Source organism: Deinococcus wulumuqiensis R12, assembly GCF_011067105.1.
Taxonomy (GTDB): Bacteria; Deinococcota; Deinococci; order Deinococcales; family Deinococcaceae; genus Deinococcus; species Deinococcus wulumuqiensis.
In genome coordinates this window covers 481731-506509 of sequence record NZ_CP049357.1, presented here as the reverse complement: position 1 = coordinate 506509, position 24779 = coordinate 481731, and the positions used below count along the sequence as shown (strand labels likewise).

23 protein-coding genes and 1 tRNA gene are annotated in these 24779 nt (G+C 67.2%); 11 read left to right on the top strand and 13 right to left on the bottom strand.

Annotated elements, in window-relative coordinates; all coding sequences use genetic code 11:
- Positions 1 to 23: 23 nt before the first annotated feature.
- Together cpdB and G6R31_RS02545 are read left to right on the top strand one after the other, a co-directional pair.
- The gene (cpdB, locus tag G6R31_RS02550) at positions 24 to 1949 is read left to right on the top strand and encodes a 2',3'-cyclic-nucleotide 2'-phosphodiesterase (RefSeq protein ID WP_017869385.1); all 1926 of its coding nucleotides are present in this window, start codon (positions 24 to 26) and stop codon (positions 1947 to 1949) included.
- Between the two features lie 174 nt (positions 1950 to 2123).
- Entirely contained in the window at positions 2124 to 3380 is a 1257-nt protein-coding gene (locus G6R31_RS02545) for a DUF4127 family protein (protein WP_025566851.1), read from the top strand.
- Here G6R31_RS02545 and G6R31_RS02540 read toward each other — a convergent pair.
- Positions 3373 to 3531: a hypothetical protein gene (locus tag G6R31_RS02540; RefSeq protein WP_161617823.1), complete on the bottom strand. Its 159-nt coding sequence runs from the start codon at positions 3529 to 3531 to the stop codon at positions 3373 to 3375. The genes G6R31_RS02545 and G6R31_RS02540 overlap by 8 nt on opposite strands.
- 78 nt (positions 3532 to 3609) lie before the next feature.
- On the opposite strand from G6R31_RS02540, the gene pgi reads away from it, so the two are divergent.
- Positions 3610 to 5229, top strand: coding sequence for a glucose-6-phosphate isomerase (gene pgi, locus G6R31_RS02535; protein WP_017869387.1), 1620 nt, complete (start codon positions 3610 to 3612; stop codon positions 5227 to 5229).
- Positions 5230 to 5437: 208 nt separating this feature from the next.
- Here the strand turns inward: pgi and G6R31_RS02530 are convergent, their stop codons facing one another.
- On the bottom strand, positions 5438 to 6622 hold the full coding sequence (locus G6R31_RS02530; RefSeq protein WP_017869388.1) for an MFS transporter: 1185 nt from the start codon (positions 6620 to 6622) through the stop codon (positions 5438 to 5440).
- A gap of 213 nt (positions 6623 to 6835) precedes the next feature.
- On the opposite strand from G6R31_RS02530, the gene G6R31_RS02525 reads away from it, so the two are divergent.
- Positions 6836 to 7348, top strand: coding sequence for a hypothetical protein (locus G6R31_RS02525; RefSeq protein ID WP_017869389.1), 513 nt, complete (start codon positions 6836 to 6838; stop codon positions 7346 to 7348).
- Here the strand turns inward: G6R31_RS02525 and G6R31_RS02520 are convergent.
- From G6R31_RS02520 to meaB, 3 genes are all read right to left on the bottom strand, one after another.
- Positions 7340 to 7858, bottom strand: coding sequence for an isoprenylcysteine carboxyl methyltransferase family protein (locus tag G6R31_RS02520; protein WP_025566854.1), 519 nt, complete (start codon positions 7856 to 7858; stop codon positions 7340 to 7342). The genes G6R31_RS02525 and G6R31_RS02520 overlap by 9 nt on opposite strands.
- Positions 7859 to 7904: 46 nt before the next feature.
- Positions 7905 to 8735, bottom strand: a complete 831-nt coding sequence (locus G6R31_RS02515; RefSeq protein WP_017869391.1) for a hypothetical protein — start codon at positions 8733 to 8735, stop codon at positions 7905 to 7907.
- 198 nt (positions 8736 to 8933) lie between these two features.
- Positions 8934 to 9854, bottom strand: a complete 921-nt coding sequence (meaB, locus tag G6R31_RS02510) for a methylmalonyl Co-A mutase-associated GTPase MeaB (RefSeq protein ID WP_017869392.1) — start codon at positions 9852 to 9854, stop codon at positions 8934 to 8936.
- Positions 9855 to 10155: 301 nt separating this feature from the next.
- On the opposite strand from meaB, the gene G6R31_RS02505 reads away from it, so the two are divergent.
- A complete protein-coding gene (locus G6R31_RS02505) occupies positions 10156 to 10614 on the top strand; it encodes a hypothetical protein (RefSeq protein WP_017869393.1) in 459 nt (152 codons plus the stop codon).
- A gap of 177 nt (positions 10615 to 10791) precedes the next feature.
- Here the strand turns inward: G6R31_RS02505 and G6R31_RS02500 are convergent, their stop codons facing one another.
- Positions 10792 to 11418: a C40 family peptidase gene (locus G6R31_RS02500; protein WP_017869394.1), complete on the bottom strand. Its 627-nt coding sequence runs from the start codon at positions 11416 to 11418 to the stop codon at positions 10792 to 10794.
- Between the two features lie 383 nt (positions 11419 to 11801).
- Between G6R31_RS02500 and G6R31_RS02495 the strand changes: the two genes are divergently transcribed.
- The 3 genes from G6R31_RS02495 (at position 11802) to G6R31_RS02485 (ending at position 15176) form a co-directional block, all read left to right on the top strand.
- Positions 11802 to 12176, top strand: coding sequence for a hypothetical protein (locus G6R31_RS02495; protein ID WP_017869395.1), 375 nt, complete (start codon positions 11802 to 11804; stop codon positions 12174 to 12176).
- Between the two features lie 419 nt (positions 12177 to 12595).
- Complete coding sequence (locus G6R31_RS02490) at positions 12596 to 13288, top strand: uracil-DNA glycosylase (protein ID WP_017869396.1); 693 nt, start codon at positions 12596 to 12598, stop codon at positions 13286 to 13288.
- A gap of 223 nt (positions 13289 to 13511) precedes the next feature.
- Positions 13512 to 15176, top strand: coding sequence for a chloride channel protein (locus G6R31_RS02485; protein WP_017869397.1), 1665 nt, complete (start codon positions 13512 to 13514; stop codon positions 15174 to 15176).
- Between the two features lie 302 nt (positions 15177 to 15478).
- On the opposite strand, the gene G6R31_RS02480 is transcribed toward G6R31_RS02485, so the two are convergent.
- A tRNA-Ala gene (locus G6R31_RS02480) sits at positions 15479 to 15554 on the bottom strand.
- Positions 15555 to 15687: 133 nt separating this feature from the next.
- Complete coding sequence (locus G6R31_RS02475; protein WP_017869398.1) at positions 15688 to 16293, bottom strand: septum site-determining protein MinC; 606 nt, start codon at positions 16291 to 16293, stop codon at positions 15688 to 15690.
- Positions 16294 to 16608: 315 nt separating this feature from the next.
- Here G6R31_RS02475 and G6R31_RS02470 point away from each other — a divergent pair, with 315 nt between their 5' ends.
- Complete coding sequence (locus G6R31_RS02470) at positions 16609 to 16998, top strand: S1 RNA-binding domain-containing protein (protein ID WP_017869399.1); 390 nt, start codon at positions 16609 to 16611, stop codon at positions 16996 to 16998.
- A gap of 254 nt (positions 16999 to 17252) precedes the next feature.
- Here the strand turns inward: G6R31_RS02470 and G6R31_RS02465 are convergent, their stop codons facing one another.
- The 3 genes from G6R31_RS02465 to lysA form a co-directional block, all read right to left on the bottom strand.
- Positions 17253 to 18134, bottom strand: a complete 882-nt coding sequence (locus G6R31_RS02465) for a hypothetical protein (protein ID WP_188713203.1) — start codon at positions 18132 to 18134, stop codon at positions 17253 to 17255.
- Positions 18135 to 18260: 126 nt separating this feature from the next.
- A complete protein-coding gene (locus tag G6R31_RS02460; RefSeq protein ID WP_017869401.1) occupies positions 18261 to 19595 on the bottom strand; it encodes a S1C family serine protease in 1335 nt (444 codons plus the stop codon).
- Between the two features lie 215 nt (positions 19596 to 19810).
- Entirely contained in the window at positions 19811 to 20950 is a 1140-nt protein-coding gene (gene lysA / locus G6R31_RS02455) for a diaminopimelate decarboxylase (RefSeq protein WP_164993953.1), read from the bottom strand.
- 74 nt (positions 20951 to 21024) lie between these two features.
- On the opposite strand from lysA, the gene mnmA reads away from it, so the two are divergent.
- Positions 21025 to 22167 carry a tRNA 2-thiouridine(34) synthase MnmA gene (gene mnmA / locus G6R31_RS02450; protein ID WP_017869403.1) on the top strand — a complete coding sequence of 381 codons (1143 nt, stop codon included), beginning with the start codon at positions 21025 to 21027 and terminating at the stop codon, positions 22165 to 22167.
- A 295-nt stretch (positions 22168 to 22462) separates the two neighbouring features.
- Here mnmA and G6R31_RS02445 read toward each other — a convergent pair whose 3' ends face one another.
- The gene (locus G6R31_RS02445; protein ID WP_025567188.1) at positions 22463 to 23215 is read right to left on the bottom strand and encodes a tryptophan-rich sensory protein; all 753 of its coding nucleotides are present in this window, start codon (positions 23213 to 23215) and stop codon (positions 22463 to 22465) included.
- Positions 23216 to 23332: 117 nt separating this feature from the next.
- Here G6R31_RS02445 and G6R31_RS02440 point away from each other — a divergent pair, with 117 nt between their 5' ends.
- On the top strand, positions 23333 to 24187 hold the full coding sequence (locus tag G6R31_RS02440) for a VOC family protein (RefSeq protein WP_017869405.1): 855 nt from the start codon (positions 23333 to 23335) through the stop codon (positions 24185 to 24187).
- Between the two features lie 16 nt (positions 24188 to 24203).
- On the opposite strand, the gene G6R31_RS02435 is transcribed toward G6R31_RS02440, so the two are convergent.
- Positions 24204 to 24779 carry a peroxidase-related enzyme gene (locus tag G6R31_RS02435; RefSeq protein ID WP_025567186.1) on the bottom strand — a complete coding sequence of 192 codons (576 nt, stop codon included), beginning with the start codon at positions 24777 to 24779 and terminating at the stop codon, positions 24204 to 24206.

Genomic DNA, 24779 nt, shown 5'->3' with positions numbered 1-24779 from the left:
TCGCCGGCTGACGCTCGCCGTCTATGCTGCGGGGCGTGAAACAATTTCCGCTTCTTCTGACCGGTCTGCTTCTTTCCAGCTGCACCGCCATGCAGGGCCAGCGTGCTCAGACCGTCGACCTGCGCATTCTGGAAACGAGCGACCTGCACACGCACGCGCTCGGCTACGACTACTACCAGGACAAGCCCACCGGTGAATTCGGCCTGGAATACACCGCCAGCCTGATTACGGCGGCCCGCGCCGAAAAAGCCAACAGCCTGCTGTTCGACAACGGCGACCTGATTCAGGGCAACCCGCTCGGGGACTACGTGGCCCGCGTGCAGCCGCTGAAGGCGGGCGAAATGCACCCCATGCACCGCGCCATGCAGACCCTGAAGTACGACGGGGCCACCCTCGGCAACCACGAATTCAACTACGGCCTGGACTTCCTCGACCGGGTGCTTAAAGCGGCCCCGATGCCGTATGTCAGCGCCAACGTGCAAAACCTCGACGGCACGCCGCGCTTTACGCCCTACGTCATTCAGCGCAAGGTGATGAAAGACGTGGAGGGCCGCCCCGCCGTCGTCAACGTGGGCATCATCGGCTTCGTGCCGCCGCAGATCATGCAGTGGGACAAGGCCAACCTCGAAGGCAAAGTGAAGGCGGTGGACATCCTCGAAGCCGCCAACCGTTACGTCCCCGAAATGAAGGCGAAGGGCGCCGACATCATCATCGCCCTGAACCACTCCGGCATCGACCGGGGCGAGTACATGGTGGGGCAAGAAGCGGCGGGCGCGGCGCTGACCCGCGTGCCCGGCATCGACGTGGTACTCAGTGGTCACAGCCACCAGGAATTTCCCAGCGCGACCTACAAGGACGTGACGGGCGCGGACATCGCCAAGGGCACCATCGGCGGCAAGCCCAGCACCATGCCCGGCTTCTGGGGCAACAACCTCGGCGTGATTGACCTCAAGCTGAGCTACGACCCCGCCAGCAAGAAATGGAACGTGGTGGACAGCCAGGCCGCGCTGCGCCCCATCTGGGACAAGGCCGCCAAAAAGAGCCTCGTGCAGCCCAGCGCCGCCATCGCCAGCGCGGTCAAGACCCAGCACGAAGGCACCCTGACCTACGTGCGCGGCAAGGTCGCCGACCTGACGGCTCCCATCAACTCCTACTGGGCGCTGGTGCAGGACGACCCCAGCGTGCAGCTCGTGAGCAATGCCCAGGCCGCCTACGTCAAAAATGCGCTGAAGGACACCCAGTACGGGAACCTCCCCGTGCTGAGCGCCGCCGCACCCTTCAAGGCCGGGGGCCGCTCCGGCGCGAGCTACTACACCGACATTCCCGCCGGGACGCTCGCCATCAAGAACGTGGCCGACCTCTACGTGTACCCCAACACCGTGCAGGCCGTGCTGGTCACGGGCGCACAGGTGCAGGAGTGGCTGGAACGTTCGGCGGGGCAGTTCAAGCAGATCGACCCCACCAAGACCGAGCCGCAGGCGCTGGTGGACGAGTCGTTCCCCACCTACAACTTCGACGTGATCGACGGCGTGACCTACGAAATCGACGTGACCCAGCCCTCCCGCTACGGCGCGGACGGCAAGGTCGCCAACGAGAACGCCCGCCGCGTCAAGAACCTCCAGTACCAGGGCAAGCCGATTGACCCCGCGCAGCAGTTCGTCGTCGCCACCAACAACTACCGCGCTTCGGGCGGCGGCAAGTTCCCCGGTCTGGACGGCACGAACATCGTCCTGCAAGCGCCCGACGAAACGCGGCAGGCCCTGATCGGCTACTTTCAGCAGCAGCAGACGGTCAACCCTGCCGCCGACGGCAACTGGAAGCTGACGCCCGTGCCTGGCGTGACCCTGCTGGTGTCGAGCAGTCCCACCGCGCAGAAGTTCCTGCCGACGGGCGCCAGCTACGTCAAGACCCGCGACGACGGCTTTGCCGAGTACACCCTGAAGTTCTGACGATGAGAAGAGCGGGAGCTGTGGCAATAGCCCACGGCTCCCGCTCTTTTGCCATCACCCATCAGCGAAGCGGAACCATCATCCATCATCAACGTGCCAGAGGGCGTCTTCTCCCGAACTCACGTTTTAACGGCTGCCCGCCGACCTCTCATCCCCCGCCGCTAGCCTCGGCCCATGCGCCCTTTGCCCGTCCTCGCGGCCCTGCTGCTTGCCAGTGCGCAGGCCCAGACCCTGCTGCCCCTCGACTCACGCCCAGCGACCCGCACCCTGCCTGCTCAGATAGCGGGGCTGACCGGAAAAACGCCGCACCTGCCCCCGGCGTCTCTGCTGGGCACGGCGGCACGTGGGGCCGACCCCGCCGCCCTGAGCGACTGGCTCCGCGCCCAGCCGACGGACGGGCCGCTGGTCGTTTCGCTCGACGCCCTCGCGTATGGCGGTCTGGTGCAGTCGCGCAACAGTCCACTGAGTGCGGCGCAGGCCCTCGCGCATCTGGCCCCGCTGAAAGACTGGACGGCCCGCACCGGGCAGCCGGTCTACGCCTTCATCACCCTGCCGCGTGAGCCGGACGCTGCCGACCGGGCGCGGAATCTGGCGGTGGTGCGCGAGGTGATGGCGTGGGCACGCCAGGGCCACCTGACCGAGCTGCATATCGCCTGGGACGACGCCCTGCCCGGCAGCCCCGCTCCGGCGGAAGGCGCGGCGCTGGCTGCCGAGGCCCCCGCCAACGTGCGTGTCTACCCCGGAGCCGACGAGGTCGCGTCCATGCTGGTCGCCCGCGCTCTGGCTCCGCAGCCGCAGACCGTGCGCTTCGAGTACAGCGACCCCGCCAGGGCCGAGCAGGTCATCAAGTACGAGGGCATTCCCCTGACCCAGAGCGCCAGAAACCATGCCGAGGCGAGCGGTTTTACCGTGACGGACAGCGGCCCTGCCGACCTGACCGTCTATGTCTACAACGGCGGCGACCCCCGGCAGGCGGCGCTGCGGGTGAGCGCCCTGCTGCGGCGCGGGCCGGTGGGGGTGGCGGACGTGGGCAGCGTCAACATGGGCAACGCCCGAATGTGGCGCGACCTGCAAACGCTGCGCCAGAGCGCCAATTTGCAGGCGCTGGCCGCCTGGGGCACGCCCGGCAACAACCTCGGCACGGCGCTGGCCCACGCCAAACTCGCGCTTTCGGGGGCCGACCCGGTGCGGCAAGACGCCCTGCTCGCCCGCGAGTACGCCAACGACGTGATTTACAGCGCCGAGGTGCGGGCGACGCTGCGCAAAGTCATTCCCGAAAAGGAGATGAACGCGCCCGCCGCACGGGAAGCGCTGCTGCGCCTCGCCCACACCTCTTTTCCGCTGCGGCTGGGGCAGGTGTACGACCTCAGAGACGCTGCCCTGCCCTGGGGCCGCTCCTTCGAGTGGGAATTCGACCTCAGCGTCAATTGATACGAGACGGAGTCCTTCTTCGGAGATCCCAGAAAGCGCCGCCGTCTCCTTCGCTCCATATTTTCTTTGACTTGCCCTGCTCGGAAAAAGAGGGCAAGCGCCCGAACCCCTCCACTTCCACCAGCAGCTCTTTTTTGCGTTCTCGTTTCACTCAGTGTCTCAGCACAGAGGTGCACTTCGATGCACTGAAGCGCCCCTCATCCTGACAGCGGCGGCGTATCCTGCCCGCATGAGCCGCCTGACCGACCTGCCCGCCTGGCAAGCCCTGGAAGACCACTACTACGAGGTGCAGGGGTTGCACCTGCGCGACCTGTTCGCCGCCGACCCGCAGCGCGGCGAGCGCCTGAGCGCCGAGGGGGCCGGGCTGTACCTCGACTACTCCAAGCACCGCGTGACCGACGAGACGCTGCGGCGGCTGCTGGCGCTGGCGGACGAGGCGGGCGTGGCAAGGAAACGTGACGCGATGTTCGCGGGCGAGAAAATCAACGTGACCGAGGGCCGCGCCGTGCTGCACACCGCTCTGCGTGCGCCGCGTGACGCCGTGATTGAGGTGGACGGCAAAAACGTGGTGCCCGACGTTCACGAAGTGCTGGAGCGCATGAGCGACTTTGCCGAGCGGGTTCGCGGCGGGGAGTGGCTGGGCTTTACCGGGCAGCCCATCAAAAATATCGTCAACATCGGCATCGGCGGCTCGGACCTCGGCCCGGTGATGGCGTATGAGGCGCTGAGGCCCTACGCCCAGCGCGACCTGACCGTGCGCTTCGTGTCGAACATCGACGGCACCGACCTGACCGAAAAGGTGCGCGACCTCGACCCCGCGCAGACCCTGTTCATCGTCAGTTCCAAGACCTTCACCACCCAGGAAACGATGACGAACGCGCACTCGGCGCGGGCCTGGCTGCTGAGCAGCCTGAAAGACGAAGCCGCCATTGCCCGGCATTTCGTGGCCGTATCCACCAACGCCGAAGCGGTGCAGAAATTCGGCATCGACACCGCCAACATGTTCGGCTTCTGGGACTGGGTGGGGGGCCGCTACAGCATGGACAGCGCCATCGGCCTGAGCGTGATGGTCGCGGTGGGGACAGAGCATTTCCGCGAGTTGCTCGCCGGATTCCACGACATGGACGAGCATTTCCGCACCGCGCCCGCCGGGGAAAACCTGCCGATGCTGATGGGGCTGCTGGGCATCTGGTACAACAACTTCTTCGGCGCGGAGACGCTCGCGGTGCTGCCCTACGACCAGTCCCTCGCCTACTTCCCGGCCTACCTGCAACAGCTCGACATGGAGAGCAACGGCAAGCATGTGACCCTCGGCGGCGCGGAGGTGGACTACCAGACCGGGCCAGTCGTCTGGGGGCAACCCGGCACCAACGGCCAGCACGCCTTTTACCAACTGATTCACCAGGGCACCAAACTGATTCCCTGCGACTTCATCGGGTTTTGCCGCTCTCATCACCCCCTGCCGCCGCACCACGACCTCCTGATGGCGAACGTCTTTGCGCAGACCGAGGCACTGGCGTTCGGCAAAACATTGGAGCAGGTGCTGGAAGGTGGCGTGGCTCCCGACATCGCCCCCCACCGCGTTTTTGAGGGCAACCGCCCCACCTCCACCCTGCTGGCCGACCAGCTCACCCCGCGCATCCTGGGGGCGCTCATCGCCCTGTACGAGCACAAGGTCTTCGTGCAGGGGGCCGTCTGGGACATCAACTCCTTCGACCAGTGGGGCGTGGAACTCGGCAAGGTGCTGGCAGGCAAAATCGCACCCGAGCTTCAAGCCGAGGCCGAGCCGGAGCTGACCCACGATTCCAGCACGAACGCGCTGATTCGGCGCTACCGGGCAAGGCGGTAGGTCCAAGGGTCTAAGAGTCGAAGGGTCTAAGGATAGGCGTAACCACTTTCCTTAGACCCTTCGACCTTTAGAAGCCATCCGGAAATTCGGCTGCCACTCGAAATAGTTCATTCCTTGTTGGTGGAATCGGCTCTTTACCGGCCTGCAATCCCAAGACCTCAGAGCCTCTGAGATTTTCCGGATGGCTTCTAGACCCTTAGACAGCTCTCTACGCCTCAAACTTCACCTTCTGCGGCTCCGGCAAGCGGTACGCAATCAGCGCACTCGGAATCAGCAGGGCGAGGCTGGCGAGGGCGGCGGTCTGCGGCGTGGTCGCGTCGGCCAGCGCGCCCACCAGAAAGACCAGCACCCCGGCCACGCCCCAGGAAAAGCCCATCATGATGGAACTGGCGACGGCGACATGCTGCGGCGCGTACTCCTGCGCGGTGACGACACCCACCGGAATGCTGGCGTTGACGGCGGCCCCGACCAGGAAGGTCAGCGGGTAAAACCACCAGTCGGCAGGACTGGACAGAATCAGGACGGCGAAAAAGGGAATGGTGCTCAGAATGGCCGCCCGCAGCACCGCCGTGCGGCCATATTTGTCGCTGTAGCGTCCGCCCACGATGCCGCCCACCGCACTCGCCACCGAGTACACGGCGAGGGTCAGGCCGACTTCACGCGCGCCGAAGCCCCTGGCGAGCAGCATGAAAGGCAGCATCACGTTGTAGCCCATGCTGGCGAGCGAACGCAGCACCGCCATGCCCCACAGCCACACCAGCGGCCCCCGGAAAATGCCGACGTATTCGGCCAGCCCTACCCGCTTGGCCTTCTGCACCCCGCTGGGCGTGACGGCGAAGGTCACGGCGGCGATGACCGCGCCGATCAGCGCGAACCAGGGCAGATGCGTCAGCCCCACCCCCGCGAACACCGGGCCGAGCGCCATGCCCCCGGTGCCGCCCGCGCTGAAGAGGCTGGCCCACAGGCCACGCTTGTCGGCGGGGCTGTTTTGCGCCACATACGCCGCGCCCGCCGGGTGAAAAAACCCGGAGCCGAAGCCCGCCACCGCCACGAGCAGAACCAGCGCCCCGAACCAGGGCACGAAGCCCATCAGCGTCAGGCCGATGCCCGTCATCAGCGGGCCGAGCGCGGCGGCGTAACGGCGGTCGATGCGCTCTCCCACGATGCCGAGCAGCGGTTGCAGCACGCTGCTGGTCAGGCTGTAGACACTGCTCAGAAAGGTGACGGCGGCGATACTCACGCCGTATTTGCTTTGCAGCGCGGGCATCAGCGGGGTCAGCATCGCCCCATACGCGTCGTTGATGAAGTGCCCGGCGGTCACGGCCAGGGCGATGGCGGCCCCGTGGCGGCTGGCCACTGCCGCAGACGAGGCGGGAAGGGTGGGCGTGGACATCCTCTCAGGGTACTTCCCCGCTGGCGAGACGTGGCGCACTGCGTCCGCATGGCCCGGCCACCCTCCTGAGCCGGAAATCCTGAGCCGGAAATCCTGAGCCGCAAATCCTGAACCGGGAATTCTGGACCGAGAATTCTGAACTGGGTCAAAGCTGCGGCGCTTAGGTAAACAAAACGTCATTCGCCCCGCCCCGCACTCGTTAAGGTGAGCAGCATGACGCTTGCCTTTCGGGAGTCCCTCACCTCCCTGCTTCCGGCCCCCCAGGACACCCTGCAACGGCACCTGGGGCAGATGACCGCCCAGGACTGGGCCGCGCTGTCCGAGCTGCTCGCCGCCCGGCTGCCCGAGTTCGACGCGGTCATTGCGCTGCCGGGCGCCGAACTGCTGGGTGAGCAGGTGGCGCAGATGCGCGGCGTGCCGCTGCTGCGGGCCGACCTGAGCACGGGACAGCCCCGCTGGGACAAGACGGCCGTGACCGGCGAAGCCCTGCTCGTGACCGCTCAACTCGAAAGCGGAGAAGCCGAACTCGCCGCCGTGCAGCAGGCCCGGGCGCAGGGGCTGACGGTGCCGGTGCTGGCCGCCGCCGTGGAGCGCACCAGTCTGGGCGGACGCCAGCGCCTGACCCAGACGGGCGCCGTCATCCGGGCCGCGCTTCAACTGGCCGACACCCCACGCGGCCTGAACGTGGAGCGGCGTGCGCCTGATCGCTGGCTGACCTCAGCCTGAGCGGCGGTACTCGGCCAGGGCACGTTCCTCGGCGGGAATGCGCAGCCCCAGCAGCAGCGCGGCGTTGAGCAGGGTAAAGGCTGCGGCGGTGCGCCACGCCCCCACCGCCAGCGGCGCGGCGGCGAGTTCCAGCGCGACCACCACGTAGTTGGGGTGCCTGACGAACCGGAACGGCCCCCCGGTGACCCGCTCGCCCCCCGGCACGATCAGAATCTTGGTGTTCCAGTAGCGCCCCAGCGTGTGCATCACCCAGTAACGCAGTGGTTGCAGCACCACAAACAGCAGCAGGGCGGGCCAGTGGACGGGCTGCCCACTGCGCCGACCTTCCAGCAGCAGCGACAGCAGCCACGCCGGATGCAGCACGAAGAAGGTCCAGTAGTGTTCCTGGCCGTACTCCACGGCGCCGCGTTCCCGCGCCCAGCGTTCGTTGGCACGGGCCTGACGCACTTCCAGCAACCGTTGCAACACGAGGCCAGCGACAAGGTAAGGGGTCAGGCGACGTGCTCTCATACGGGCAGTGTAGGGGCAGGGCCGCGCCGACAACAGGGCGGGAGGCTCAAACCGGGCGCCGCTGCCCCAGATGCACCACGGTGGCCGCCACCTCTCCCCTGTCCCCGGCGGCCTCACCTTCGGCAAGGCTCAGCAGCCCGGTGCCGTGCGGCGTGCGAAACAGGGCAGTGTCCTCCGAGTGATGGAGCAGCGCCCAGCCCTGGGCCGCGAGTTGAGGCAAGAGTACCGGCCACAGCGCCGCCGCACCGCCGGGGCCACGCAGAGCGTATTCTTCGCTGCTCACCCTTCCGCCCGACCCCTGCGACATCTGCGAACGCCAGCCTGCCGGAAGCCGCAGCAAAGGCATGGGCAGATGGACATGGTCAAAGGGCGGCTCGTGCTGGCCCAGCAGGTGCCGGATGGTCTGGGCCTCGGCTTCGGTCAGGGTCAGCCAGACCTGGGTCATGGTTCCCGACTCCCCAGCGGCCTCCCGCCCCGCCAGGTCGAGTTGCCAACCCCGCGCCGGATTCAGTGCCAGCCAGCGCGTTTGCCCGGCTTCGACGAAGGTCTGGGCAAAGGCCCGCCCGCTCTCCCAGCCCTGCGAGAGCAGCGCCGTCTGAAAGTCCGCCATCGTCTCGTCCAGCGCCGTGCCCACATCGAGAAAGACACGCCACTGCCGCTGTTGTGGGGAAAAAGATTTGCCCCGATTGAAGCTCCAGCGGGTCGCCACGCCCCGAACACTCCCCAGCACCCGCAGCCCCGGCAATTCGGGCAAGGTCAAGGGGAAATCGTCGGGCAGGGCGTCGGGGAAAATGCCCACCGTCAGCGGGTCGCCCTCCTGCCCGAAGCCCAGCGCCCGCTGCAAGAACTCGCTGCTGACATGAAGTTGCCCGGTCATGGCTCAATTTAACCGAATGGCCGGAAGAAGCGGGGCGGTCCCCAGCCAGTAAGCATCAGCGACTCATACGGATTCCGATTGAATCTGGTAGTTTCAGATTCAATCCGAGCGGATGCGAGTAGGAAAAAATACGGATTCTGCGATATGGATGCACAGGCGGCGCTTTCCCGACTGTGCAGGAATTAAGCGGAATCCGTATCAGCCGCGCAACAACTCGTCCGCAGCGGCGTCGGCGTCCACTTCTCCCCGGGCGACACGGGCGTAGAGGTCAGCCCCCGCCGCCCGCGCCCGTTGCAGCAGGCGCTCCTGCACCAGCGTGCGGACCTCGAACTCGGCCCGGCGCTCCCGGCGGCGTTGCAACCCCGCCTCGCCCAGGTGGTCGCGGTGCTGGCGCACGGCCTCAATCACACTGTCTACGCCCTCCCCCCGGCTGGCGACGGTGCGGCGAATGGGTGCGAACCAGGTGTGTTCGTCGTGCCAGCCCAGCCCCTGCGCGGCCATCAGTTCGCGCACGGTGCGGTCGGCGCCGGGCAGGTCGGCCTTGTTGACAGCGATCACGTCGGCAATTTCCATGATGCCGGCCTTGAACGCCTGAATGCCGTCACCGCCCGCCGGAGTCAGCACCAGCAGGGTGTGGTCGCACACGGCAGCGATGTCCACCTCCGACTGCCCCACCCCCACCGTTTCCAGCACCACCCAGTCGAAGCCCGCGCCTTCGAGCAGGGCGAGGACCGGCATGGTGCGGGGCGAGAGGCCACCGAGCGCCCCCCGCGACGCCAGCGAGCGCACGAACACGCCCGCGTCGGCGTGGTGGCGCAGCATGCGGATGCGGTCACCCAGAATCGCGCCGCCGCTGTAGGGGCTGCTGGGGTCCACCGCCAGCACCGCCACGCGCTCGCCCCGCGCCCGCAGGTCGTGAATCAGTGCGTCGGTCAGGGTGCTCTTGCCACTGCCGGGGCTGCCCGTCACGCCGAGGACGATGGCGCGGCCTGCCCGTTCACGGGCCACGCGCAGCAGGGGGCGGGCGGCAGGCAGACCGGCCTCGGCCAGGGTCAGGGCGCGGGCCAGGGCGCGTGGATCCCCGGCCCGGTAGCGGGCGTCCAGAGTCTGAGCGGTCATGTTCTGCCCAGCGTACCCCGCCCGGCCAGCGGGCGCACCTGTGGCCGCAGGTGGTGGGCGAGAGGCCCTTTCCGGGCCGCCTGATACGGATTCCGCTTAATTCCTGCACAGTCGGGCCTGTACAGTTGGGAAGGCGCCGCCTGTGCATCCATATCGCAGAATCCGTATTTTTTCCTACTCGCATCCGCTCTGCTGCGCAGCTTTGCAAGTCGGATTGAATCTGAAACGACCAGATTCAATCGGAATCCGTATGACATGACCGGCAGACCTGTTCCCTCCCGGCCCCGCTATACTTCCGCTTATGGAAGACCTGATTCAAGGACGCCTGGGTAGTGCCGACGGATACGACATCCGCTGCGCCATCGACGGCGATAAGATCTCGGGCCGCGCAGGTGGCAAGTTGCACGGCAAGGACATCGAACTCGAAATTACCGACCGGGGCGTGCGCGGCAGCGTGGGCACCGAGAGCGTGAACATCGAACTGCAGGAAGGCGAGCTGCGCGGCAACGTCGGCTCGCAGAAGCTGGTGCTGCGTGGCGTGGACCGCGTGACCGGTTTCCTGGGCGAACCCATCGTGGGCTGGAACATCGTGGCGCAGCAGCAGGGCGAAGCCCTCAGCGGACAGCTCGGCTCCACCGTGCTGGGCCGCGTGTTTACCCTCGACCTCGGCAGCGCCCCCGGCTGGGTGGGCACCCTGGTGGCGGTGGTGGCGTTCTACGCCCTCGAACCCCGCGCCAGCATGAGCGTCCGGGCCTCCTGAGCGCACCCGCAACACAAAGCCGCCCTGGTCAAGAGCCGGGGCGGTTTTTTTGGCTGTGTGCTGCTTGGATTGCCGGAGCCGAAGCGCCCCCAAAAAGCACAGGCCCCCACCTGCTGCAGGCGGGGGCCAAGTCATGAGGCCAAACTGGGCGATGAAAGCCTCTGACGTGCTGGACGCTTAGCCGATGACGCGGCGGGCGCCGAGGTAGCGGCTGGCCCAGTAGGGGTTGCTGAACAGAGGCTCGACCACGGTGCGGCCATAGTAGGAGTTGGCGTTCGCCATCATGCCGTTGCCCAGGTACACGCCCACGTGGCTCACGCCGCGCCCGGTGGTGTTGAAGAACACCAGGTCGCCCGCCTGGAGGTTGCGGCTGCTCACCGAGTAACCCACGCCCCACTGGGCGGCGGCGGTGCGCGGCAGGTTCACGCCCATCTGCTGAAACACACGCATGGTGTAGGCGCTGCAATCGATGCCGCCGTAGCCATTGCCGCCCAGCACGTAGCGGATGCCGAGGTAGCGGCTGGCAGCGGCGTTCACGTAGACGCGGCTGCCCCCGGTGGCGGCTGGGGCTTTCGCCGTCTGTGCGGTGTTGGTTTTGGTAAAGCCCGAGCCGACTTGCAGGCGCTGACCCACCTGAATGGTCGTGCTGCGCAGACCGTTGAGGCGCATGAGGCTGGCGGCATCGGTGCCGTATATCCCGGCGATACGGGAGAGGGTGTCTCCGGCTTTAACGGTGTAGGTGGCGGCTCCGGCAGTGGTCAAGCTCAGGGCGGAGATGGTGGTCAGGAGGTGGGCGGCTTTCATCGACCTCGAAAGCTTAACCCAAAACGGTTCACTTGCCCTTAATCCTTAAATGAAACCGGGAGTTTTATGCGCCTATACGGCGTATATGCGAACTTTTAGACTGCATAACGCGATGAATACGGGGTTTCTCCTCAGCGTTCTCAGGGTCTGACTCATTTCTGTCGGGACCCGCCCGAGTGACGTGTCGGAGGGCAGTTTCACCCGTTTGTGGAAATTGAGCTTCCACATGGTTCTCATGCTCCGAAAGCATCGTCTTTAGTGAATTCTGACACTGTTCACCCTGCTTTGGGGGGAGCGGAAGGCAAGGTCTGGAGGCCTCTGCGCCCCGGTCCTATACTCGCCACGTTTGTGTGCGGCCCGCGCACCCGTCCGCAGGAGGGACCATGAAAGAACCGATGACCACCGAGCAGCTGCTCCAGGGCCTCAAGCACTACCGCCGTATCGCCCGGCAGGACATGCTGCGTTCGGCAGAAACGCCCCACCCCGACGCATTTTTGCGTCACGCCGAGGCCCGGCGCGAGGTATACGTCAAGCTGGCGACCTACGCCGAGCAGCACGCCCCCGAGGACGTGGTGGCCCACGCGCTGGAGCTGTACCAGTCGCTTCCCTTCGTCACGGGCACCGCCGAACACGAGCATTCCGACACCAAGGGCCAGGAAAACGCCCTGGAAAACTTCTTTCTGCTGGTCGCCCTCGACCCCAAAACCCGCCGTGAAGCGCGTTCCAGGCGGCCCAAACTGACGCCCGCCCAGCCCTGATAGGGCTTTTATCCGACCTACCCCGAAGCCGTTTCCCGAACCGGAGCGAAGTGCGGAAAGCCGCCCCACTTCGCTCCGTCTTTTGCTGTGGCCTTTTTGGAGAAGGCGGGCCATTAACACGGATTCCGCTTCATTCCTGCACAGTCGGGAAAGCGCCGCCTGTGCATCCATATCGCAGAATCCGTATTTTTTCCTACTCGCATCCGCTCTGCTGCGCAGCTTTGCAAGTCGGATTGAATCTGAAACGACCAGATTCAATCGGAATCCGTATAAACAGTCGTACAGCAAGCCACCTTTGAGCTGCAGGAGGCGACGACCCGCTTCCCCATCATTATCATTGCGGCACCACAATTGACCCTACGCTCAGACTGAGACGCAGCTTTCAGCCTGGGCGCGGGAGCGGGCGCTAGCCTGGGGACATGACCGGCTCCTCTTCCCTGCCGCAGGCCGACTGGCCGGGGTCGGCGGCGCTGCGGGCGCTGGAAGAACGCAACCGGGGCTGCGCCGCCTGTCCGCTGCGGGTCAGCGCCTCGCGGGTGGTGGTGTCCGAGGGCGACCCCAGGGCACCCCTGCTGATCGTGGGCGAAGGCCCCGGCGCCGAGGAGGACCGCGACGGGCGACCCTTCGTGGGGCAGGCCGGGCAACTGCTGGACCGCATTCTGGCGGCGGCGGGCATCGCGCGCGAAGAGGTTTACCTCACCAACGTGACCAAGTGCCGCGCTCCGCACAACCGCCCGCCCCAGCCCCTGGAGACAGCCACCTGCACCGCGCTGTGGCTGGAGCCGCAACTCGCGCTGCTGCGTCCGCGCGTGGTGCTGGCCCTGGGCAACACGGCGGCCCAGTTTCTGCTCGGCACGTCGCAGGGCATCACGCAGCTGCGCGGGCAGTGGTTTTCCTACCGCCACCCCGCCTGGCCGGACCCCGCGCTGCTGATGCCGCTGCTGCATCCCGCCTACCTGCTGCGCCATCCGGCGCGCACTCCGGGCGGCCCCAAGAGCCTGACCTGGCGCGACATTCGTGAGGTGGCCGCCGTCCTGCGCGGTGAAAAGGAGGCGGGTTCCGTCCAGGGTCGGCCCCAGACGGCGCCGGGCGGCCTCTTCGCAGACCTGTAAAGGCGGCCCCCGAAGCGCGACCGGCCTGCCGTATCTGTCGCCCGAAGGCGAACCGAAAAATGGCGTCCTGAACAGATTTTTTCGACCCGGTCCAACAGGGCGTCGGTACCTTATATATATAAGGTCACTGCCGGGCAGTGATTCGAGGCCGTCGTCACCTCACCCGGACTGCACAGGCATGACCCTGCGCTCCGGTGGCCCTTCTGCTCTAGGATGACGCGCGATGCGTTTTCCTCTGTCCCGCACTCCGATCCCCCGCGCTGTCCGGCTGCGCCTGGAATCGGGCCGTGTGGTGGTGCTCAGCGTCCTGCTGGGCGGGGTGGTCGGGGTGCTGTGCATCGGGCTGCGGCTGCTGCTCGACCTGCTGCGTCCGCTCACAGCCTGGCTGAGCGGCTACGCTCCCCCCGGCACCCCCGGCGAGGGCGGCCTGCTGATGGCGTTCGGTCACGTCTCTCCCCTGCTGCTGTTGCTGCTGCCGCTGGCAGGGGCGGCCTCCGCGTGGCTGGTTCCGGCGCTGCCCGGCGGGGCGTTCGCGCAACTGGTGCGCGGCGCCCACCACCCCCAGCGCGGCGCGGCGACGGGCAGTGAAGGCTGGCCGCCCGTGCGTGCCCAGGTCCGCACGCTGCTGGGCACGTTGCTGGCCTACGTGAGTGGCCTGCTGGTGGGACGCGATTCGCTGTTCGTGCTGCTGGGGCAACTCGGCACCCGGGTGCTAGGCAGCCTGACCCGGCTGGACGCGGGCGAGCTGCGCATGCTGATGCTTGCCGGGGCCGCCGCCGGGCTGGGCGCCGTGCTGCACGCGCCGCTGGCCGCCGCCGTGCTCGTGGCCGAGGTGCTCTACCGCCGCTTCGAGTTCGAATTCGAGGTGCTGATGCCGTGTGTGCTGGCGTCGGTGGCGGCCTACGCTGCCTACGGCCTCGCCTTCGGGTTCGCGCCGCTGCTGCGGGTGCCGTATGGCGGCCAACTGCCGCCGCTGGAACAGCTTCCCGCCCTGGCGACGGTGGCCCTGGCCGTGACCGGCGCGGGCTGGCTGCTGCTGCACGCCTGCCGCCTGCTGCCCGCGTCGCTGACCGACGGGCGCTGGCGTCCCGCGCTGGGGGCCGTTTTCGGGCTGGCGACGGCGGGAATCGCCCTGCTGGCGACGCCTGCGGTGCTGGGAGACGGCTCGGGCTGGTTGCAGGTGGGACTGAGTGGATTTATGGGCGCCGACGCCGGGGCGCAGGGGCTGTGGCGCTGGCTGCTGCTGGCGCTGGGGGCCAGGCTCGCTTTCGGGGGCAGCGTGTTGCCTTCGGTGGGCATCGGCGGGCTGCTGGGGGTGGGGCTGAGCCACGTCCTCCACACCGACCCGGCGGTGGCCGGACTGATCGGCGCGGTCGCGTTTCTCACCGTGACCCTCAACGTGCCGCTGGGGGCCACCCTGCTCGCGGTGGCCTGGGGGGGCGACAGCATGTTGCCGCTGGCGCTGCTCGCGGCGGGGGTGGCCCACGTCCTGAGCGGCGAACCCGGCATCGTTCCCGGGCAGTTGCGCTCACGGGCCGACGGCGCCCTCGCCCAGACGCCGAGCGTCCCGGTTCTGCCCGACACGGTGCGTGCCCTTCCCCGGCGCCCGGCCCCGACTTCCGGGACCCCATACGTCCCTGACCTTGAAGCAGCTGACCAGACGGGGCGGCAACTTTACCGCCGCCCCGTTCCCCCCAGCTGGCGCGGAGCCAAACTCAAGCTGCTGGCCCTGCCCCCCGAAGTCGAAGTGGTCGGCGTCATGCGCGGCGGCACCGTGCAGCTTCCCCGCCCCGAACTGCGCCTGACCGACGGCGACGACCTGATTCTGCTGGCCCAGCCGGACGCTTACGCCACCCTGGAAAACCGGCTGCGTCTGCCAGGGGCGTAATACGGATTCCGATTGAATCTGGTAGTTTCAGATTCAATCCGACTTGCAAAGCTGCGCAGCAGAGCGGATGCGAGTAGGAAAAAATACGGATTCTGCGATATGGATGCACAGGCGGCGCTTTCCCGACTGTGCAGGAATGAAGCGGAATCCGTATAATTCGGCACAGCGCAGGGCGGCAGGGCACCTCGGCTTCTTGCCGCCCTGCACCGGAGAGAAGAGTAAGGCCCCCTCGCCTTCTTGAGTGGCAGAGGTAGCACGGAGCACCAGACATAAAAAAAGCCCGCCTCTGACAGGCGGGTGGGTGGTGGAGTCGAGGGGGATCGAACCCCTGACCTCGTCATTGCGAACGACGCGCTCTCCCAGCTGAGCTACGACCCCGGTCACATTCGTTCAGAACATCCTCTTCCTCGAACAGTTCCGACCGGCCCCAAATCGGGCGAGAAAGAATTTACCACGATGTAGGGGGCGGCGCAAGGGGACGCACTCGGGCGCAGCGCCTCCCCTGCCCGATCTACTGCACGTCGATCACGATCATGCCGTCTTGCAGATAAGCCCGCTCGGCCCGTTCGGTGCGGTCGGTGCGGCGCATGTTGCTGCTGCCCTCAGGGGCGCGCGCCACGGCGTCGCCGATGCGAATCTGGGCGCTGGCAATCGGCCGTGCCCACACGATGGGGTCCGGATGGGTGCCGCCGTACCCGGCATGAACCACCCCACGCAGCGCCCCGGCCACGATCACGTCCCCCGCAGCGATCAGTTCGGCGCCGGGGTTCACGTCACCCAGGACCACCACACTGCCCCGGTACTCGCCGCGAAAGCCCGCCCGCACGCTGTGGGGCACGATCACGGTCTGGGCACTCGGCACGGGGTCGGACGCGGCAGCGGTGGGCACGTTGACCGTCACGCGCGGCGCCCGAACCCGCCCCAGGGTGCCCCCGGCTTCGCGCACGCCCTGAAAGGCCGCTTCCACCGCTTCGGGGGGCGTGTCGCCCTGAATTTCCACGGTGATGTGGGCCGCGAGCATATGCCGGTAGGTCTGGAGCGAGCGGCGTACGGTGTCGCCGGTGTCGCCCGGTTCGAGCAGGAGGTTGAGTCCTCCCAGGGTGCCTCGGAGCTTCATATGCCGCAGTCTAGAGCAGTTCTCCGGACGACGTGATGCGTGTGGCCGCGCCCCGCATCCCTGCATTCTCCGTCCTGCTCACTGTTTTGCACTCGCCCTCCGCAGGGTGTCTCCCGACCACTTGCCAGAAGTCAGCAGATTTCTTCGTCAAGTCAGGTCTACTCGTCAACTTTTCCAGAGCAAGCGGGCGCCGCATCCAGCCTGGACCCAGGGCAGCAGCCCACCTAATGTTCGGAACAGGAAAGCCCTAATTCTAAATGCACGCCCACGGACGAATCGTGTAAACTCGCCCCATGCCTTTTGAGGAGAAAACCCTTGGTGCAGCTTGATTCTGGTGCCGTCGCGGAAGGCCGCATCACTCGCGTCACCGACTTCGGCGCGTTTGTTCAGTTCGAGAACGGCGAAACAGGACTGGTTCACATCTCGCAGATCGCACACTCCTTTGTGCGCAACATTCACGACCACGTGCGTGAAGGCGAGAATGTCGAGGTCAAGGTGCTGGGCCGTGACGAGCGCGGTCGCCTCGACCTGTCCATCAAGGAGCTGCTGGAGGAACCCGAAGAAGTTCCCCGTCCCCGTGCCATCGGACGCCAAAGCCCGCAGTTCGAGGCCAAGCTGCGTTCCTTTATGCGTGACGCCAAGGAGCGCGGCCCCGGTGGCGGCGGCTTGGGCGGCAAAAAGCCCGCAGGTAAGCGCAAGAAGTAAAGCCAGAGGACCGGCGAAAGCCCCCCCCACCCTTCAAATGGAGGTGGGGGCTTTTTCACTGGCCTGTCCTCAAGTGGCGGCGAGCAGACTCGAGTTCTCCCTGACCGGGAGGAGAGAGAAGGGCCACCCTGCTTCGAGTGGCCCTTTCTCTCTCCGAACTTTGCTCCGTTCTGCCCCGGTCTGGCTGCGAAACACTGTTTTCTCCCGAATCTATCTTCCGTGCAGGACGGGGAGAAGAAACTGTTGGGTGTGGGTTATTCGCCGCTCTGGCGGTAGCCCGTCGCCACCCAGCCGCAGCCGCTGCGCGAGAGGGTCACGACGCCGCTGTAGGTGCCGCTGACCGGCTGGCCGTTGGTGCGGTTGGTCGCCCGCAGGCTGATGGTGCCAGTCACGGTGGCGCTGTTGCCGTTGATGTTCGCCCCGCCCACCGTGATGTCGTAACTGACGTTGCTGTAGATGGCGCTGTAAGCCGACGCCGCCGAGGACAGGGCGCTGCGGGCCGCCGCATCCGCCGCGCTGCGGGCCGCCGCCGCGTCGGCTTCGGGGCTGACATTGCACTGCGTGGGAGCCGGGGCGCCGCCGCCCGTCCCCGCACCGCCCGCGTCCACGTTCAGGCCGCCTGCGCCGGGAGCGCTGATGTTGCTCGGGCGGCTTTCTCCGGTGCTCGCCGTGTTCAGGTCCACGCCGCGCCACACATAGTTGATCCCCAGCGCGAACCGGGGCGCCGTCAGGCCGCCCAGCATGGTGTTGCGGTACGAGACGCCCCCCTCCACGTAGGCTTCCACCGGCAGCAGCGGCACGCCGTAGCGGGCACCCACGCCGCCGTAGATGCTGGGGCTGCCTCCGGGCTGCGACACCGCGCCGAGCTGGCCGTAGGCGCTCAGGGACAGCGACTGGTAGAAGTCCACCGTCAGGCCGCCGCCGAACGCCGCCGAACCCGACTCGCCCTGCACGTTGCTGGTGCAGTACGACCCCTGCACGTAGCCACCGAAGCGGCCTTCCTGCACCCCGGCCCGCACCCCGGCCACTTCACAGCCCAGGGTGGCGCTGGTGTTCAGCCCCAGGCGCACGTCGGCTGCGCTGGCCGTTCCGGTCACGAGCGCCGTAAGCATCGTCCACTGTAGAAGTTTTTTCATCGCTTCAGGTTGTAACACGTCCGCTCCCCTCCTGGCTGACGGCAACTCACATACTGTCGCCTCACCTCTGCGGGTGCCCGGCGTGGAAGGTCAGGGCAGGGTCAGGGGAGCGCAAAAGCCCGGCGGTCACTGCTGGTTCTGAGGAAACTGGAAGGCCTGCAAGGTGACTTCGACCTCGCGGCTCTGGCCGCCCCGCCGCACGGTCAGGCGCAGGGGCTGGCCTTCGCCGGTCGCCAGCACCGCCTGTTGCAGGCTGCTGGCATCGGTCAGGGGCTGGCCGCCCACTGCCGTGATGAGGTCGCCGTCGGTCGAAAGGGCGGAAGTCCCCTGCGCCGAGGGCAGCGTCAGCTCGCCGTTGCTGCCGCCGCGCAGTCCCGCCGCCGCCGCCGGGCTGCCGGGGTAGACCTTCTGAATCAGGGCGCCGCTCGTGGGGAGGCCCGCTGCCCGCAGCTGCTCGGGGGGCAAACTGCCGAGGTCGGTGAACACCACCCCCAGGCTGGGCGGCGAGACGACGCCCCCCTGACCGGCCTGGAGCTGGGGAAGCAGCCGCTTGACGGTGTTGATGGGAATGGCGAACCCCACCCCGGCGCTCTGGCCCGCGCCGCCGGTCAGAATCTGGGTGTTGACCCCGATGACTTCGCCCGCACTGGACAGCAGCGGCCCGCCCGAGTTGCCAGGGTTGATGGCCGCGTCGGTCTGAATCACCGGCTGCACCACCTCGCGGCTGCCCACCGGCACCTGACGCTCCAGGCTGGAAATGATGCCCTCGGAGACGGAAAAGTCGAGGTTGAAGGGCGCCCCCATCGCAATCGCCTTGAGGCCCACGTCCAGCTTGTCGGAGTCGCCCAGCGGCAGCGGCTTGATGCTGCTGGGCGCCACCCCCTCGGCGCGGAGCAGCGCGAGGTCGTAGTCGGGGGCGCGGGCGATGACCTTGGCCTTGTAGGTCTGCTTGCTGCCGTGCAGACGGATGGTGATTTCACTCGCGCCTTCCACCACATGGTTGTTGGTCACGATGTCGCCCTGGGCACTGACGAAAAAGCCGCTGCCGGTGCCGGTGGCCGGAACCCCGCCCCCCTGGTCCTGGGGCAGGCTGAACCCGAACTGCTCCTGAAGCCGCTGACGCATCCGCGCTTCGGCGCTGGAGCTGTCGGCCTCGGTGACCGAGATGTAGACCAGCCCGTCCTGCCGCTCCTTGACCACCTGCACGGTGTTGGCCTCGGACTCGGTGCGGGCGCGGCCCGCGTCGTAGGCAGTGGTGGCGGTGGCCGGGGGACTTGTCCGGGTCTGAACCAGCGTGCCCGAAGCTGTCACGTCCTGGGCTGTGCTGGCCTGTACTGGGTTGGCCTGCGACGTGGTCGCCGCTCCCTGAGACGGTAAGCCGCCCTCTTTCGCCTGATACCCGAGAACGCCCCCGAGGGCGAGTGTGCCGGTGAGGGCCAGAATCGTGAGGTTCCTGTTCATGGCCCCAGGGTGCGACGCGGCGGTTACAGGGCGGTTAAAAGGGCCTCAAACGGATTCCGCTTAATTCCTGCACAGTCGGGCCCATACAGTTGGGAAGGCGCCGCCTGTGCATCCATATCGCAGAATCCGTATTTTTTCCTACTCGCATCCGCTCTGCTGCGCAGCTTTGCAAGTCGGATTGAATCTGAAACGACCAGATTCAATCGGAATCCGTATCAAACTTCCGCCGCCCACGTTTCCTGCGGCGTTTCACGGCGGCGAATCAGGTGCCACTCCTGGCCGTCCCACAACGCTTCGGCGGGGCGCGGGCGCGAGAGGTAGCTGCTGCTCATGCTCGCGCCGTAGGCCCCGACTTCCCCGATGACCAGCAGCTGCCCCCGTTGCGGGGTGGGCAGCGGCACGCCCCGGGCCAGCAGGTCGCCACTCTCGCAGGCTGGCCCCGCCACGTCCCAGATTTCGGTGGCGAGGGCGTCCCACATGGGGTAGAGCGGGTGCGCCGCGCCGTAGAGCATGGGGCGCAGAAACTCGGTCATGCCCGCGTCCACCAGGCAGAAGTTGCGCCCGGTTCGTTTGGTGCCCACCACGCGGGTGAGCAGCCAGCCCGCGCCCGCCACCAGATACCGGCCCGGCTCGACCCACAGCTCGGCGCCGAAGGCCCGCGCCGCCTCGTGCGCTTCGTAGGCGATGCCGGGCAGGTCGGCGTTGGACTGCCAGCCACCGCCCACGTTGAGCACCCCCAGTTCGCCCACCTGCGAGCGCAGCGCGGTGACGCGCGCAAAGGCCGCCGTGAAGTCCTCGGCCTGTTCGATGGCGCTGCCGATGTGGACGTGCAGGCCCAGCACCTCGTGTCCGGCGTCGCGCAGCTCGTTCAGGGTGCCGGGCACCTGCTCGGGGGTCAGGCCGAACTTGCTGCGGGCGGTGCCGGTGGCGAGGTGGTCGTGGGTGCTGACGGTCAGGGACGGGTTGACGCGCACCAGCACCCGCGAGCCGGGGGGCAGCAGCATGACCTCCTCCTCGCGGTCCACCACGATGGTCGCCCCCAGCCGCGCCGCCGCCGCGTACTCGGCGTCACTCTTGGCCGGACCGTTGAGAATGAGGCGCTCGCCGGACAGCCCCAGCGCCTCGGCGCGGGCGAGTTCGCCCAGGCTGACGCACTCGAAGCCCAGCCCCGCCGCCGCGAAGCCCCTGAGCAGGGTCAGGTTGGGGTTGGCTTTCATGGCGTAAAAGACGCGGGCCGTGCCGAAGGCCTGCTGCACCCGCCGCCGCGCCGCCGTCAGCTCGGCGTCGTCGTAGACGTACAGCGGCGTGCCGAAGCGTTGGGCGGCGTCACTCAGGGCATGGCGGGAAAGCGGCATGGCTCAGAGTGTAGCGGCCCCCGCGCCCTGTCCCACATTCCCGCGCCCGGCACTCTGCTACTCTCCCCGGCGCTATGACGGCTGTTTCCCCGACCCCCGACCAGACCCCCTCGCCCCGGCCCGCTTCCGGTGAGCGGGTGCTGTGCGCCATGTCGGGCGGGGTGGACAGTTCGGTGACGGCCTCGCTGCTCAAGGAACAGGGCTATCAGGTCATCGGCGCGATGATGCGCTTCTGGCCCGACGACAAGCGCGTGGACACCTTCGACTCGTGCTGCTCGCCCGACGCCGCCTACGAAGCCCGCCGGGTGGCCGAACAGGTGGGCGTGCCGTTTTACCTGCTCGATTACCGCGAGCAGTTTCAGCGCCACATCGTCGGGCCGTTTCTGGACGAGTACGCGCGGGGCCGCACGCCCAACCCCTGCGTGAACTGCAACACCAAGGTCAAGTTCGACGAGTTGGTCAAGAAGGCCAAGATGCTCGGCTGCCGCTACGTGGCGACGGGGCACTACGTCAAGCGGGTGGAAAACGCGCAGGGTGAGGTCGAATTCTGGCGGGGCGACGACCCGCGCAAGGACCAGACCTATTTCCTGTGGGGCACGCCGCGTGACGCGCTGCCGTACATCCTCTTTCCGGTGGGTGAACTGGAAAAGCCCCGCGTGCGCGAAATCGCCGCCGAGCGCGGCCTGCTCACCGCCCAGAAGCCCGAAAGTCAGAACATCTGCTTCGTGCCCGGCAAGGTGCAGGATTTCGTGGCCGAGCACCTGCCGGCGAGCCAGGGGTTCATCCGCGAAATCGCGACGGGCGAAGTCGTGGGCGAACACCTCGGCACGCAGTTCTACACCCTGGGACAGAAAAAGGGGCTGGGCCTGTACCAGTCGCACCGCGTCCGGCACGTCGTTCACCTCGACCCGGCGACCGACACCGTCTGGGTGGGCGACTACGAGGACTGCCTGTGGACCGGACTGAGGGCGACGAACGCGAACTACCTGCTCGACCTCCCCGAGCTCCCCACCGACCTCGAAGTGCAGGTCCGCTACCGCACGGCGCCGGTCAAGGCCCGCGTCCTGCGTGCCGACGAGCAGGGCTTCGAACTGGAGTTTGCCGAACCGCAGTTCGCGGTGGCTCCCGGCCAGAGCGCGGTGCTGTACGCCGGGCCGCGTCTGCTGGGCGGCGGGCTGATCGCCGACCACGCCCGCGAGCTGCCAGCGCTGACCTGAGGAGACCGGAACAATAAAAAGACCGGAGCGGCGTGACGGCTCCGGTCTCGGTTTTCCCTCCTTATACGGATTCCGCTTAATTCCTGCACAGTCGGGCCTATACAGTTGGGAAGGTGCCGCCTGTGCATCCATATCGCGGAATCCGTATTTTTTCCTACTCGCACCCGCTCTGCTGCGCAGCTTTGCAAGTCGGATTGAATCTGAAACGACCAGATTCAATCGGAATCCGTATTTTTTCCATGCGCTCCGCGCAAAATTGCGCCCGGACATATCCGGGACTCAATTTGAAACCGTATTACAGCGCTGCCCGGGGCCGCCGCCACGCGCTCAGGCTGCCGAGCAGCACCAGATCCGCCGCCACCGCCACGCCGAGTACGACGGTGGACACCTCAGGCCGGGCGACGTAGACGCCGTAAAAGGCCCACAGCAGCACCGCCGCGAAGGCGTAGTCGCGGAAGCGCCACAGGAAAAACACGCCGATGGCCGCCGCCACCACGAGCAGCAGCGCCGACCACACCGGCCCGGCGATCCCGAGGAAGCTCTGCGTGACCCCCGCACTGACGAGGAACGCCGTGATGTTGGCGATGGTCGCCACGCTGATCCAGGCGAGGTAGAGGCTGACGGGAAGTTGCAACGTCCAGCGCTCGGCGCCCTGCGGCGGCAGACTGCGCACGCTGAGGTACAGACGGACCAGCACCGCGAGCAGCGCCAGCATGATCACCACGCTCAGCCCGATGTTGAGGCTCTGGAACGCGAGCAGCCACGCGACATTGAGCAGGTTACCCAGGAGAAACGGCCAGAACAGCCGGTCCAGCCGCGCCCCACGCTGCGCCGGGAGCGCCTGATAGACGGCGAACACGAGCAGCCCCAGGAAAATCGGCCCCCACACCGCGAACGTCAGCCCCGCAGGGGTGAAGGCGTTCGGCAAACGGTCACTCACCTCCGCGTTGGAATTGCCGAACAGCGGCAGGGCGTTGGAGAGGTAATTCATCACCAGCGTGAGCACGGTTGCGGCGAGGAGCGTCACTTGGCGCGCAAGTCCAGTCATGCCTCAGCTTAAAGGCCCTCTGCCCGCCGGGGCTGTCCGGAAGATGACCCACCCGGCATACAAACATTAGAGAATCAATCGGTTGACTTTTTAAAGCATCTATTCCATCCTGGACCTATGACGCCTCCCCCGCTCTCCCCCACCACGCACCTCGGCCCGGTGACGCTGCTCGCCCGCGATTTGGAGGGACTGACGGCGTTTTACGCACGGCTGCTGGGACTGAGCACGGCGCCGGACGGGGCAAACCGCGTGGTGCTGAGCGCTCACGGCACGCCGCTGCTGCGCCTGGAAGCGGCGCCCGACCTGCCCCGCGCGCCGGTGAGCAGGCCGGGGCTCTACCACACCGCCTTCCTGCTCCCCACCCGCGCCGACCTGGGCCGCTGGGTCGCGCACGCGGCGGGACTGGGCAGCGGACTGGGCAGCGGCGACCACCTGGTGAGCGAGGCGTTTTACCTCAGCGACCCGGAATGCAACGGCATCGAGGTCTACGCCGACCGGCCCCGCGAGGGCTGGACCTGGCGGGGCGGGCAGGTGCAGATGGATACGCTGGCGGTGGACGTGCCGGGCGTGCTCGCCGAGGCCGGAATCACGCTGGACGCGCTGCGGACCGGGGAGGCGCCGCCGTATGCGGGCGCTCCTGCCGGCACGACGCTCGGACACGTACACCTGAAGGTCGGCCACGCTGCCGAAGCCGCGCAGTTCTACCGCGCCGTCTTAGGACTGGAGGTGGTGTCGCACCTCCCCGGCGCCGCGTTCCTCTCCTGGGGCGGCTACCACCATCACCTCGGCCTCAACGAATGGCACACGCGCGGGCAGGGTCACCCGGAAGCGCCCGCCGCCGGCCTCAGCGGGTTCGAGGTGCGGACCCCCGACCTCGCGCCGCTGCGAGAAGAGGGCGGCTGGGAAGACCTCGGAGACGCGCTGCGCCGGGCTGACCCCTGGGGCAACGTGGTGACGGTGCGCCGGGGCTAGGGCGGGGGGCGAGCGGTCAGCGGCTCTGGGTGTGGTACTCGGGGTTGGGAACGAAGCCCAGGGCGCTGCTCACCCGGTTGGTCATGTTGAACATGGCAATGACCTGCACCGCTTCTAGAATCGCCTCGTCGCTCAGGCCGGCGGCGCGCAGGGGTTCCAGGTCCGCTTCGGTCATCTGGTCCGGGTGGCGCGTCAGCTTCTCGGCGTAGGCGCACAGCACCTGCTCGCGCCCGGTCAGGTCAGCCTGCCGCCAGTTGACGGCCACCGCGTCGGCCTTCGCCGCGTCGCCGTCAAACTCGCGCAGGGCCGCCCCGTGGCTGACCGCGCAGTACACGCAGCGGTTCAGGCCGCTGACCACCACCGCCAGCAGCTCACGCTCGGCATTGGAGAGAAAGCCTTCCTTGTTCACCAGCAGGTTGAAGTAGTTCCACCACGCCAGAAACTGCTCACCGTTGAGAGACTGCGCCCGGAACACGTTGGGGACAAAGCCCATGTTGGCCTCGGCCTTGGTCCAGAGCTTTTTCACCCCTTCATGAGCGGTGTCTTCGGTGGGAACGGCAAGGAAAGACAGCCGGGACTGGGTTGTGGGCAT